The organism is Paenibacillus sp. J22P143 (genome assembly GCF_059692035.1).
In genome coordinates, this window is sequence record NZ_JCAUAQ010000001.1 from 636,245 (window position 1) to 649,981 (window position 13,737).

Genomic DNA, 13,737 nt, shown 5'->3' on the forward strand with positions numbered 1-13,737 from the left:
CGGCTGTTTTTCACATCAATCGCTCCATTTTACGCCAAATCTGCTGCGCCTCTATCTCTTCTTCCCATAGGTCAAAATGAGGGTACATCACCTCGTGCCAATTAGCCGGTGCTTGTTGCGTGCTCAACAAGCCTTGACGCCTCGCTGGATTTACCCTAGCAGGCAACTCATGATATGAGAATATCAGTCTGCCAAGGTTACCAATCATATACGTTTGATTAAAACTGTTTGGTGTCTCTTCCTGCATCTGATAATGGTAAAAAATATAGCTCGAGACCATCTCTGGTTTTAATCTCGCTATCGAGCCTATTCGCTCTTCTACAGGATGACTTCCACGCCATGATTCGGCACTTTCCGGCATGCCGTCATGAAACACGTCGATCATTGGGATCGCCCATCTATGCAGCGTTTCACTCGTGTTGACATGTTGATCAGGCTCCGTTGGCCACTTCTCCAGATAGCGATCGAACGAAGCGGGCCAACCCCATATTGGTGTAACTGGATCATCTACGACCTCGGCATATACGCAAACATACAGATCGCAAGTGAATACCGCGACATGCCTAAGACCCGCAGTTTCCCATTCTTCACGCAGTTTTACGGCATTATCTTTCACAATTTGGTTGAACTCGCTAACCGATCCTCTACGCATTTGTGAGTAGAACAGCAGTCTTTGCATGAACTTTCACTCTCCTACATGCCAAAATAAAAATCTTTAGCATTGTGCACGCGTACGTTCGCGCGCTCCTCATCGGTCCATTTTTCAGGCAGCAGCTGTTCAAATAATTCAACAACATCGTCATAACTTCCTGCCAGTAAAGCTACCGGCCAGTCACTGCCGAACATGATGCGCCCTGGACCAAATCGTTCTGCTGTATAACGAATATACGGTGCCAAACGCTCTGGATTCATACCTTCTGCAGGCGTAATCATCCCTGACCATTTGCAATATACATGAGGGAACGCAGACAACGCATGGATCTGTTCGGACCAGATCTCAATTTCACCAGTACGTATGGGCGGACCGCCTAAATGATTAATAACGGCCTTGAGCTGAGGTACGCTTTCCAGGCATTTAATCACTGTCGGTATCTGGTCAGGTCCGATCAGAAGGTCAATTGGGAAATTCTCCGCTTCCATAAGACGAAGATTCGCTAGCAGACGATCTTGATCCATACCAGGCTGGAAAACGGCTCGATCCAACCTGATTCCCACAAATAACGGATTACTCCGTAACCGTCTATAATCGTCTACGAAGGATTCCGCATAGGGATCAAGCCAACCAACGACACCGAGAATTCGCTTATCCTGACCAGCGAGCTCAAGCAGGAATTCCGTCTCTGCTACTGTCGGCGCTGCTTGAACAGCAATGAATCCTTGTAACGCATCCTCATGGAGAGCAGCTTTCACTGCGTCAGCAAGATCGGAGGGTAAATAATTCTGGTAGAGCGTAGGATTGCTCGGCTTCAGCCAAAGATAATCCCCACGCTCCAGCTGCCAGAAATGGACATGTGTATCGAGATAGGCATGGTTAGATGACTGACGAATAGATGACATGACAACGATTCACTCCTTATTCATTTTCCTATTCTTGGTTTCGTCCGCGGATTATCTTAGTTGCCGTTGCTTCCACTTCCGAACTCCATGGCGTCTCATAAGTAGGCTGATTCACATAGCGTTTCATGCTCAGCTTGAGTTGAATACCAGCTCCAGGAGCCAATCTCACAGGCAACCATTTGCTATCAATGTAGCTTTCACCAATATTCTCGCCACGCTGATTATAGCTTTCCATGTAAGTAAACTGATGCTCACCAAAGCTGCCTGCCTGAATGATCAATTCACGTTCGTTGAATGAAGACAAGTTCACCAATGTTAACGTGACAAACTCATCGCCGAGCGCTTCAACCAATGCTCCGATATCCTCAGGAAGACCGCATCGCTTGCGTTCTACATCGAAATAACGCACTCTCGCATGCTGCAATCCACCATGGGAGATGTGCATAGGCGCGCCTAGCATCATTTGCAGCAATCCTTCGAAATAGACCGGCGAGAATTCCTGCCACTGATGAATACTGTAAGGATGATCCCAATCCCAGCTTGTTGGATCCCCTTCTGGGGAACGAAGCTTCTCAAGCTGAATGGCGATCAGCTCTAGATTTTGCTGTAAAATCTGCTCAGGATAATCAGGTAATTGTCCGCGCATATATAAATACCAAGGCACGGTATTCGCAATATAATGTTTCGTTTCTTTGCGAGTTACGGGATTTCTTCCGGAAATCGTCGGCATATCGATAGCGCGGAAATGATCCTCGTAAGGAATCCGATCTACACGGGCCGCATCTTCCTCTGACATCGAGACCGTCCATAAATAAATTGGGTAAGTTGGCACTTGGATTCGATAGTCTGTCCAACCCGCATCAAAGTGCTTATGGGGAACATGCCATTTCCCATTGATTTCTTTACCTAACGACCAGTTACGATCCAGTTGTGAGCGTGCCAGATCTAACTTGCTGCGATCACCGGAAAGTAGCACGGCATTCATCCCAGCATTGGTTAAAGGCTCGATGATCGACATGAAGCCATGCGGCCAGCGATAGCCATAGTACCCGCCCCACCATTTGCCATCGTTGTATTCACCAATGATATCGTTTAAACCGACGTTATCGGGAATCAAGCCGTTGTTCCGAAGAGTGCGTTCTTCCCAAGCTGCCAAGTACTCCAAGACCCACTTGCGATAGGATTCATCACCCGTGTACATGAAGGCGTTGGTCATCAGCCCCGTTGAATTCAGGTTAAGCGGGACGTCACCCTTTGCTTTCCGCTCATTCATTCTTTTAATAATTTCACGATAGATGTCATCGTCTGACCACTTGCACTTCCCACTAGCGAAATCCACACCTGGAACATCCTCGAAAGGTGCCAAATAATCGTCCAACACACCGCGATGCGTGACCCAGTCCTCTTCTGTCATTTCAAAACGAGGTCCCTTGCTACCCGTAATTGGCGAACGCATTAACTTCCGCTCCGCATCAAAGTTAGGTACTTCCGGGTTCGTACCCATGTAGAGCTCAGCAAATTTCACTGCACGTTGACGATTTTTCAGAAGATGCGGATCAGATAAGCCAAGGAAATAGAAATATAAGTAGCCTTCGCCATGATGCATCCAATCATAGTAAGCGTCGAATTCATTATGAATTTGTCCGTATTCGGTCCATTGCCACGTAATGGCATCCCACATAACACGGGACAAACGCAGCATTTCTTCGTTCCCGCCAAGCGTGTACAGCAAAGATAAATTCATGAATGCTTCATACGGATCATCGGATCCGTCCATGCCTGGCCAATCTTCACGCCAAACAATGGTCCCATCTTCCCGTGTATAGCGCTTTACATATTCAACTGCTGCTTCATTCAACGTATCTATAATTTTACGCTCCATCAGCGCCCAAGCTGGCGGCGTCCACGAATCACGCGCATAAATTTTAGCTGATGTAGAAATTGAACTATTCGTTGGTGACATTGGTTGTTTCCTCCTACCAGAATGTATCTTGGATGCCGCGCAGCTTGCAGACCGCTTCTGCAAAGAAATAATCGCCATAAATCATCGGCACATTGACATGTGTTTGCTTAGGGCGATTGGCCGTGCCCATACGAAGAATGGCTTCCTCGCTCGGATCGTCCAAAGCTGTGTAGCGTTCGTTTAATTTAAAAATCAATTTCTCAGCCGCTTGCCGATATAACTCGGATTCACCTTTTGGCACCAACAAACTCAATTCTAACATGCCGCTGGCTGCACATGCTGTGGCGCTTGAGTCCATCGCCATGTCTTCTTCCCACGGCGCTCGGAAATCCCATGGCGGCAACCCATCCTCGGGAACATTCGCCAGGAAGAAATGCGCTGCACGTTTCGCTGCATCGATATATCGCTGATCCCCTGTGTAGCGAGCACTCAGCGCCATGCCATATAAGGACCACGCGGTGCCGCGCGCCCATGCCGAGTCCGGTGAATAACCTTGCCCGCCAAGCGCTTCTTGTCTCTCACCCGTCTCAGGATCGAAACACACAATATGGTGGGTAGATCCGTCTGGACGAAGAAATTCACGCAAAGTCGTATCCGCATGAAGAACAGCTACATGCCGAAACCGCGGATCACCCGTCTCTTCACTTGCCCAGTAGAGCAGCGGCAAGTTCATCATGCAGTCAATAATCGCCCAACCCGTCCGCTCCGGCTGATTCCAAGCGCGAATGAATTGCCCTTTCGCGTTGTAACGCCCAACGAGATGACTAGCTGCAGTCATGGCACGACGCTTCGACGTTTCGTTGCCTAGCAGCTTGTACTGTGCCACGGAGCATAAGCTCCACATAAATCCTACATCATGATGCAGCGGATAAAAATCGGCCAGCACGGGGTCCATCAGTTTTTCTATCTGGTCTGCTGTCTCTTGAAGTTGATGTTGCTTGGATTCGCGATACACCAGCCATAGCAAACCTGGCCAGAAGCCATTCGTCCACCAATCCGCTTCTTCGCTGTTGTACTTCCCGTTGTAGGAGATATAAGGAAAATCAGCGCCAATCGACGCGTTCATTCGTTCTACTTTATCGTTGATTTTATGCCATAATTCGTCTACCCATGGTGCGTTCGTCATAGTTGTTATACCCCTTTACCAAGATATTGGCTGACCCGGAAATAAAGAGAGCAGCCGATCCAAATCATGTTGCGGCAGGCCAACGCCATCGCAATAGCTGGCGTTCAGTGCGAGCGAACGCATTGAAGTTGTTCCCGTTAACGTAACTGTAATGTCAGGGCTTGCAAGGCTAAAGCGCATGGCAGGCTCGATTAGTCCCTTAGGTTCTGTCTTCCGAAGGAAATCTAACGCCCCGATGCGGCGCTGTGCTTCTATATATAGAGGTGAATCCTCCTTGACAAAAGGAGCTGGCGCTTCAGCAAGAAACCCCATGCCAAGCACGCTTCCATTAATAACGGACACCCCATATTCCTTTGCTGTCGGAAGGAGCTCGTCCATAGCCGAATAGTCGATGAGCATATAACGATAGAATGTTTGGATGGAATCAATAAGCCCCGTCTTAATAAAAGGCAGCAACAATGATGGATTTAAAGCGTTGACCCCAATTGCCCTTACTTTCCCCTGCTCTTTCAGTTTAAGAAAGGCAGGAATCGTTTCATTCATCCCAATTTCCGAGTTCAGTTCCGAAAGTTCGTGCATTTGAATGAGATCCACGTAATCCGTGCCAAGACGCTTAAGACTTTCTTCCACTGAAAGAATCGTATTCTCATACGTATACGGCACACCGCGCATAACAGCTTTGGTCGCGATGACCATTTTATCCCTTTTCCCTTTAAGCGCCAACCCAATTCGCCGCTCACTTTCTCCACGTCCATATAACGGTGCTGTATCGATAAAATTGATCCCAAGCTCCATAGCTCGATCAATCACTTCTATAACTTGTTCGTCAGTGACAGGACCGAAATCCCCGCCAAGCGGAGCGCCGCCAAGCCCAAGCTTAGAAACTCGAATCCCTGTTTTACCAAATGTCGTATACTCCATCATGATCACTCCTTAGTCATGTAACTAATTGAAATTTAACATACCTTTATTATAGTAAATCTGCTTCCTTCAAAGTTATGCCGCATTGCATAAAATTGTTGTTTTCTTGTCATATCTCTTTTCAAAATGGTACACTATGTAAACGGCGTTACTTCGGTGTATGAGGAAGGACTGAACACATTGAAATTGCTTGAAGATACGGCCTTACATGAGACCCCCTATCGTTTCAGTTATCGCAGAATATCGACTGAGAACTATAAAGGATTTTACCATTGTCATCAAGGGATGGAATTATTATACGTGTATCAGGGCAGTGGTCAAATCGTAGTGAATCGCAAGGTGTATCCGATACAGTCTGGTACCTTCCTCTATTTACAGCCGTTTCAACTACATCACATTCAAGTCGATGTACATCCAGATGCGCCATTCGAACGTACCATAATCACGTTGGAGCCCTCTATTTTTGAGCACTTTTTTGCTTCTTTCCCACATTTGCATCAATATTTTCAACATTTGTGGAAAAATGAAGTCCATGAGCAAGTGCTCCAGCATATGGACCAGACCAGCTTTATTAATCAATTATTCCAGCATTATGATACCGTGTTGGTTAACGATCAGGACCAGCAAAAGCAACAAAATTTCGCCTTACTCCTCCTGCAGACTTTTCAATTTCTCTACGCAAAAGGATTTGGTAATCCTGTAGAAAACGGCTTACTTCCTCAGCGACAGCTTCACTATTCCGAAAAAATCATGAATTGGCTCGAAACGCATTACGCGGAGGAGATTTCACTCGACACGGTAGCAGAGCAGTTGCATATTTCCAAATATTATGTGTCGCGCGTCTTTAAGCAAGAAACGGGCTCAAGTTTAATGGACTATGTACTTGCTAGGCGAATTCGACAGGCCTGTCTGTTATTGCATATTAGTAATAAAGGAATTGAGCAGATCAGTATTGAGGTGGGGATGCACAATTTCCCTTACTTCTGTCAGGCTTTCAAAAAACTCATTGGCACAACACCAATGAAATATAGGAAAAATGCTGACGAATTGCGGTATCAGCTAACGTAAAAGCACAAATCTACTTGGTTCCAACAGCAAGTAGATTTGCGCTTTTCTATTTCCAGTCACCTAGGAAGGGAACATCAGCTACACTAGAAAGCTGCAAATCCGCTTCCACCCACTCCCCAGGCATTAAGTAAATACCCTCGTTGGTTTTCATAAGGGATGGCCGAGGTCCAAAGGAAAAATGTACCGGCAGCGCTCGTTCACCGCCAACCCACATCATATCGCGCCCAAAGTGCGCTTCGTCCTTCCGGCCGATAATCTGGTACACATCCCGTCCGTAATAGTCGGTAATCGTCCATTGTTGATCCCTTTCCATCCATATGCACTGATTGCCTAGCAGTACCGAGGTGCTCTGACCTAACTCCTTATCATTCAGGTCAGTCCAAAAAGTCTCGTCCGCCTTGTGGCGAGCTGCGAGGTAGAGCAAATCGTGTGAATGCCAAGCGGTTGATGGTGCGACATCCGCTTCATTGCTCCAACCGGTCGCGGAAGCGAAATAGCCTCTTGGATTTTGATAGGCGGCATACGTGCGGTCGCTAGCTGCTAGATATTCGCTTAATTCCTCGTCCTGTACATGATGCAAATATTGCTCTACCGCAAATAAAGTCATCCCCATACCGGCAATCAGCATCGGTTCATCGAGCTTTACCCACTTGCTGCCAGAATGGTACCAGACGCGATGCATTCTTAGATGGCCTCGCTGATCCTGCCAAACGCTTCTTGCGACATGCTTACAAAGTGCACCTGCATGCGCCAAGTATCGCTCGTCGCCAAATATTTCATAAGCCAATACCAGAGGACCGATCAATAAGCCATAGTATTCTCCAGGCTCTGTGCTCGTCTTGTCTTTATCGTAGCGATAAGAAGCCTCGCATTCCATATCCGGCAAGCCCCGGAAGTGAAAAAGTTCAATCATACTATCTAAATGTTTACGGAGCTCTTCGCTTCGTTCCAAATCCCCACTGAATGCGCGAAAATGTATCAACTTTCCCCAGAACCGGGCATATTCTTGGTTGCTGATCGCTTTGCCGTGCGCTCTACCCTGCGTATAGATACCACCATAGGGATAAATTCGGTCCATGGCTTCGAAATTATGTTCCATCGAGGTACGAATTCCCGCTTTGACCTCATCGCTTAAATAATCTTCCCCGTACCTCAGCGTGAGGCCTAGCGAGACGTTCGTAATGGCGTTATGGATTAAGCCTAATTTAGCGCTCTCCCCAATCTGAAAGCCAATGTGAGCGTATTGTCCGTCCTCTTGAAAACTGGACGTTTGAAAACGAATGAGTTGCAGCAATCGACTCTCCAACTCAGGTTCACGTCTTTCTTTAAGAAGCATGGCCAAAGCGGGTAATAACGGACTTCCCCACGTACTGTGACCGCAGGTGAAATCAGCCCATCGATACGGGTTAGATCCCCATACGGAATGGTTATGAAACCCGTGATTCGCCCCATTCGGTTGTACCCAAGATAACAGCCAGTTTGCCAGTTTGCCAGCACGCGGCTTTTCAATTCCTAGAAGTTGTTCCATGAAAGATCCTCCCTTTTATTTTAAGTACATTATATGACGAAATGAAGCAGAAACAAAAATAAAAACAAACCGCACTTCCCTTTTCAGGAAGAACGGTTATTTGGCATGTTCTTTCCTTCCAGCTTTATAACACTTCTTACGTTTAAAATGAGTTCTTGAGGAACAGGTTTGTCGTCCTGTGCCATTCCGCATCTTTCCATAAACGGTATTGTGGTTCAGCGAAATTGGAAAGGCTAGTCCCCGCAAATGGGAGCTTAGCTATTGTCTTTGCTGCATCTGCGTTATACATTTTGTACCAGTCCCAGCTAACTTCCGGATGATCTGGGAAATAACATGGACCAAAGGATTCTGTAATAATCGGGCATAATTGTTTGCCAGAAGCAAGGGTCAAGTGCTTCAACGCATTTTCATGATACGTACGCACGCCTTCCAACATTTTTCCATAATTTTTTTGGCAAGCTGTCTCCCAAACTTCTGAATATCTTTTCAAGTCATATGTGATTAATTGTTGGAAATTAGAGAAACGGGAGGCTCCCTTTCCCGTCTGTTCGAAGGCTTCCTCGTCGCTAGCGTCCATAATCACAGACGGCATATAATGAACATCAGCCACGTCGTAAATATCTGTTAATCTGTCGGCATATGGCTCGGCCCCTAAGGATGAATAGCACAAAGGGATACCGTCGCGGCCAATTTCTTCCTTGATTGCTTCACCCATCCAATGGTTGACACGCTGATAGGTCTGATCCAATTCCGCATTTATTTCAAGAATAACCTCGCCTTCATTTCTAATTCGCTGTTCCAAATCCATAATGCTTCTAACTTTTCCACAGCAATAATGGGGTACTTCGTTCATCGGGGCAACCCACACTGCCCTTTCTAATATACCTTCTTCCCTCATCAAGCGTAGGGCCTTTACCCAAGTTTCGGAATACGTCACAAATGTTTTCTCTTCATCCTGCGGTTCGATAATATTGTAATGACCGATCATGCTCGCTTTGTCCCATGCATCCAAACCTAACCAGATCCCGTTTTTACGGCATAATTCCGCAAGTGTTGAAAGCCGTTCTTGTACGTTGCAGGAAAAATCGATAGTCGTCTGTCCCCATTGGGGCAGTTCCGTCCGCGAATCCCAGTTCTTCTTAAAGTTTGCAGTTTCCTGTAGGATTAGGTTTGGAAAGCAATCGACCCGCAAAGTGTTATAGCCGCGAATTTTGGCTTCTTCAACACGTCTGGCCAAATCCTCATAGGCACCACCAGGATGGTTTCCCTTCAGCCAAGAAAAATCCCACATGGAAATCGTAAGTGGAACTTCTTTATTGATGTACGGAATCATATAATCTTCCTCCATTCTTCTAATGCGTTTGTTTTATATTCATAACATAACTTGTCTCCTAAGTTACTACAATATCTGTAATAGGCATGTGCTTATCTGAAATTGATATTTAAGATAATAAGTAATACAATAAAATAGGGTGAGTAAGCATGAAATTAAATATTCCTTTTGAAAATTTACAAACTGCCTATGCAGGTACAATTGTATATCCACCAAACGGCCGTTATGGACCCAGATTTCAACAAGATATCCAACTTGTTATGTTGTATACAGGAGAGATGGATATCACAATTGATGGCCGAAATCTTCATGTACTTCCTGGTCAAATGGTGCTTTTGAAACCTAGACACGAGGAAATGTTTACTTTCTCCAAGACCGAAGAAACCTGGCATCGTTGGATCACTGTACGTGTATCTCTGCTATCGGATGAGATTATCCATATGCTTGATCAGCTGCCAGAAATTCTTCCACTCACGAATGAAATGAATGCGCTAACAGACCTTATACTTAACATTCAGCAGCATGCGTCTAGAGATGATAATATGATCCTCAGTCTTGGACTTGCTGCGCTTCATTTATACCCCTCTGAAATGAGAAGACTACAACTCCTGAGCGAGAAACATCCCGCTATCCACTCAGCTCTAATATGGATAAACGTACATTTTGCTGAAGACATCTCCTTAAACGATATTGCCTTTCAAACAAACCTATCAACTGAACACTTGATCCGATTGTTTAAACAGCACGAAGGTACTACTCCTATGCAATATTTATGGAAATATCGAGTTACACGAGCGGTAGATCTGCTCAAGCATACAGGATTGACAATTTCTGAGATCTCTGAACGCTGTGGATTTAAGACGCCTGCTCATTTTGCCAGGTTGATAAAACAATACAAAGGCAAAACTGCTTCGGATATCCGCCAGTTATCCTGGAGTGGCATGCCTAAGCCCTAGACTCACGAAGTAGAAACAAAAATAACCGCACTTCCCTTTTCAGGAAGAGCGGTTATTTGACATGCTGGCTTCCTTTTTATCATCAGATTGTACAAAAAATAATTAAAGCCCTTTGCGCATGTCATCCTGAACAAGGGAGCACTGACCAAAACGTACGATCAACACATCACCGTAGAAAATCTACACATCATTGTGAATGGTATGGATATCCGCAAGTTCGAGGTTTTCGGCTTGCATGGACAGCTTGCTTTCTTCTATATCAAAGATTTGAAAATAGAACGATTTCGTTGTATGGATTTGGGCAAATCGCAGTATGGCATTCATATTTGTACCTTTGAAGATCTCATCATTCGCGATGTGATGATTATGGGTGATAGCCGTTCCTATTATCCTGGATCTCCGATTCCATGCCAAGAGCAACTATTTTTCGATCGGATTCAAGTGCTGCATGCGGAAAGTAAACCGTTTATGTCGATTACAACACCGGTAGATCTGATATCTATAGCAAATTCCAGCTTTAAGGATAACCGGATCTACTTCTATGGTAACAAAGCAATGCCGGAATATCTGAAAAAGAAGCTTCATTTCAATGGGTGTGTGTTCAATCATCCTGGTGAACTGACCTTGGTCGAGAACCGAGTTGAACATAAATCCATTTATTTAAAAACAAGTGCCAGCATGGAAGTACAGGATGATTTTAAAGCTAGAGTTGAACCTGGTCTTGGATATATTCAAACAGATTCGGACCTTACGGGACTTGAAGCATGATGAAACCAGCCTTACATCAATCGCACCATGTTACGCCAAATCTGCTCTCAAAAAAAAGATGTAACGGCGTTATGCCGTTACATCTTTTTTGTATGTGACAGGGTACATGTCACCCTGAGCGATATCGCCATCTTTCCCCCCTGCAGCGATGAATTCATTGATCGAGATGTATCGGAATTTCTCATCATCCCGAAAGCGCGTTTCGCCGGTCATTAGGTGAAGCGCCGACGAGCGACGTACTCGATCTGATCGGTTAGGTCCGCTTCCGTGTATGGTTAAGCTGTGATGGAAGCTGACTTGTCCAGCTTTCATTACGATAGGTACAGTTCGAAAGGTTTGTCCTTCAGGCACGTTTATCCCTTGCTTGAGCTTATCTAAATTTTGTTCATGAAAATCACTTCCTGATAGAAGACCCCACTGGTTGCTGCCTGGTACCATCTGCATACAGCCATTCTCTTCATCAACATCATCGTAGGCCACCCATGCTGTAAGGAGCGTCTCCGGGTTGTGGAAACATTGCCAATAGGTATAATCCTGATGCCAGCCGACGTTAGAGCCTTGTCCTCCTGATTGTTCTGGTTTAAGCAGCAACTGATCGGCCCAGAAACGGATTGTATCATTTTCAGTCAGAGCAGCCGCAATCTCGCCGATTACCGGATCGAGGGCAAGTGCGCGAATCGTGAAGTCAGCATAACTTGCCATATCTGTTTTGCGAAGCGTTTTCGGATGACCTTTCTCATAGCTCCAGATGGTTTCAGGAGGCGTTCCGGTCTCGAATTCCCCCCGGTATACTCTCTCCATTCTGTCGCGCAGTTTGGCAAGCCTTTCATCATCGATAATTTTCGGAGACACCCAGTAGCCATTTTCTTTAAAAAATTTTACGTCTTCTTGTGTTGGGATTCCTTTCGCATTTGGCACTTTCAGCTCATCCTCTCGTCGCGAATTCACTCTCGCTTTAAATGAATTATGACACATGGCTGGGTGCTCCGTCTTTGTCTGAAAATATTTAATTTGTCCGATTGTATGATATAATTTCAATGAATGTTGGTGAATACATTTAATCCTACATTTTTTTGTCCATTTGTACGATTTTCAATCCGTATCCGCGCCATTACAAATTGTTTCAAAAGATGGAACGCATAGCTCCGACGGTCTTTCGCCGTCAATATCGTTTGATCTAAAAAAACAGCGGTTAACTCAAATAAGTTAACCGCTGTTCTTTATTTTTTGCTGCCTCTAGCAACGAACCAGTTTCGTAATTCTGCCGTGCACCATCCATTCGGCAACATATACGTTGCCCTTAAGATCTACGCAAATACCATGTGGGGAACTGAACCGATTAGTACGGAAGTAACTCGTTTCCAGATTCGGCCATCCTGGCTGTTTGTACGCCTGTTGGTCTTCCCCCAGATGAGTAATCAGCTTGTCATAACGATCAAAGATCGTGATGCGGCTATGCAAATCCGGAAAATATAACTCATTTCCAAAATAATAAAAATTGCAAGGCATATCCATATTCTCGTCAATAAATCTTTTGTGCTGGCCATCCAACGTAAATACTTGAATCCGATTGTTACCCCGATCCGCAACATAAAGTTCCGGCTCGTTACCGCGCAGGTCTACAGATATACCATGGGGGCATTTCATTTTACCAGGTTCAGTGCCGGCACCGCCCCAAGATTGGATGTATTCGCCAGTGGCTGTGTAACGGTGAATGTAGCTCTGACCATAGCCATCTGCAACGTAAATATCGCCATTAGGTGCCACAGCAACATCCGTAGGAACGTATTTCCTCTCGGTATCATAAATACTTGGGAGATCCGGTGTACCAAGAACCATTAAGACCTCACCATTCAGTGTTGTCTTCACCATCCGACCCGCAGTATCTGTTACATATAGAACTTCGCGTTCTTCTTCCTGATGCAGATAAAACCCATGGGCACCACCAGCAAATTCATCTCCCCACGAAGACAGATAATTACCGTTTTTATCAAATTTTAAAACACATGGCGCATTGGTGTGAAAGACGTAAACATTTTCCTCCGAGTCAACAACAATACCATGGGTGTAGCCAAGTTGAATTGACTCAGGGACTTTTGCCCACCCCTCCTCAACTTGATAAACATGCGATCCGTTCCCAATCTGTACCATAAAAGACATCCTCCTTGGATCTTACTTTCGTAAATGGCTTGCTTATAATCATCCAGCTCGGTTCCTCACGATTCCGCGATCTCAAAACGACATGAAAATACCACTTCCAAATCAGGTTTTTTCAATGTCATTATTATACGATAAAACGGAACATCTTGCTTTGAATTTATATCCGTTAGTATCCGCTCTATTTCAGCCGTCCACTGCTCAGGATCATAGTGCATCATCACTGCGTTCATCTGAATACGCCCTAATTCTGCTTCCTGCGGGGGGACACTGCTAATGAAAACTTCTTGAAAAGATTCAGGCACTTTCGAAAAATCGGCCTTATCTCTAATGACTAATTGAGGATTCTCGTCCTCTGGG

At 45.4% G+C, this 13,737-nt stretch carries 12 protein-coding genes; 3 read left to right on the forward strand and 9 right to left on the reverse strand.

What is annotated here, in order from left to right:
- Positions 1 to 10: 10 nt before the first annotated feature.
- Genes AC58PQ_RS03100 through AC58PQ_RS03120 form a run of 5 tightly spaced genes read right to left on the reverse strand, consistent with a single transcriptional unit; the run spans position 11 to position 5,570 of the window.
- Complete coding sequence (locus tag AC58PQ_RS03100; protein ID WP_497240490.1) at positions 11 to 679, reverse strand: hypothetical protein; 669 nt, start codon at positions 677 to 679, stop codon at positions 11 to 13.
- 14 nt (positions 680 to 693) lie between these two features.
- Positions 694 to 1,557, reverse strand: a complete 864-nt coding sequence (locus AC58PQ_RS03105) for an amidohydrolase family protein (protein WP_497240491.1) — start codon at positions 1,555 to 1,557, stop codon at positions 694 to 696.
- Between the two features lie 28 nt (positions 1,558 to 1,585).
- A complete protein-coding gene (locus AC58PQ_RS03110) occupies positions 1,586 to 3,520 on the reverse strand; it encodes a DUF8034 domain-containing protein (protein ID WP_497240492.1) in 1,935 nt (644 codons plus the stop codon).
- A 13-nt stretch (positions 3,521 to 3,533) separates the two neighbouring features.
- Complete coding sequence (locus AC58PQ_RS03115; RefSeq protein WP_497240493.1) at positions 3,534 to 4,646, reverse strand: glycoside hydrolase family 88 protein; 1,113 nt, start codon at positions 4,644 to 4,646, stop codon at positions 3,534 to 3,536.
- 15 nt (positions 4,647 to 4,661) lie between these two features.
- Positions 4,662 to 5,570 carry an aldo/keto reductase gene (locus tag AC58PQ_RS03120; RefSeq protein WP_497240494.1) on the reverse strand — a complete coding sequence of 303 codons (909 nt, stop codon included), beginning with the start codon at positions 5,568 to 5,570 and terminating at the stop codon, positions 4,662 to 4,664.
- Positions 5,571 to 5,747: 177 nt separating this feature from the next.
- Here AC58PQ_RS03120 and AC58PQ_RS03125 point away from each other — a divergent pair, with 177 nt between their 5' ends.
- Positions 5,748 to 6,635: an AraC family transcriptional regulator gene (locus AC58PQ_RS03125; protein WP_497240495.1), complete on the forward strand. Its 888-nt coding sequence runs from the start codon at positions 5,748 to 5,750 to the stop codon at positions 6,633 to 6,635.
- Positions 6,636 to 6,681: 46 nt separating this feature from the next.
- On the opposite strand, the gene AC58PQ_RS03130 is transcribed toward AC58PQ_RS03125, so the two are convergent.
- Together AC58PQ_RS03130 and AC58PQ_RS03135 are read right to left on the reverse strand one after the other, a co-directional pair.
- Positions 6,682 to 8,163: a hypothetical protein gene (locus AC58PQ_RS03130; protein WP_497240496.1), complete on the reverse strand. Its 1,482-nt coding sequence runs from the start codon at positions 8,161 to 8,163 to the stop codon at positions 6,682 to 6,684.
- A gap of 142 nt (positions 8,164 to 8,305) precedes the next feature.
- Positions 8,306 to 9,496, reverse strand: a complete 1,191-nt coding sequence (locus tag AC58PQ_RS03135; protein ID WP_497240497.1) for a cellulase-like family protein — start codon at positions 9,494 to 9,496, stop codon at positions 8,306 to 8,308.
- 149 nt (positions 9,497 to 9,645) lie between these two features.
- On the opposite strand from AC58PQ_RS03135, the gene AC58PQ_RS03140 reads away from it, so the two are divergent.
- Entirely contained in the window at positions 9,646 to 10,452 is an 807-nt protein-coding gene (locus AC58PQ_RS03140) for a helix-turn-helix domain-containing protein (protein ID WP_497240498.1), read from the forward strand.
- 231 nt (positions 10,453 to 10,683) lie between these two features.
- Positions 10,684 to 11,220: a hypothetical protein gene (locus tag AC58PQ_RS03145; RefSeq protein WP_497240499.1), complete on the forward strand. Its 537-nt coding sequence runs from the start codon at positions 10,684 to 10,686 to the stop codon at positions 11,218 to 11,220.
- A gap of 69 nt (positions 11,221 to 11,289) precedes the next feature.
- On the opposite strand, the gene AC58PQ_RS03150 is transcribed toward AC58PQ_RS03145, so the two are convergent.
- The gene (locus AC58PQ_RS03150; RefSeq protein WP_497240500.1) at positions 11,290 to 12,138 is read right to left on the reverse strand and encodes a phytanoyl-CoA dioxygenase family protein; all 849 of its coding nucleotides are present in this window, start codon (positions 12,136 to 12,138) and stop codon (positions 11,290 to 11,292) included.
- 318 nt (positions 12,139 to 12,456) lie between these two features.
- Positions 12,457 to 13,371 (reverse strand): NHL repeat-containing protein, encoded by a 915-nt coding sequence (locus AC58PQ_RS03155; protein WP_497240501.1) that lies wholly within the window; start codon positions 13,369 to 13,371, stop codon positions 12,457 to 12,459.
- Between the last annotated feature and the right edge of the window lie 366 nt (positions 13,372 to 13,737).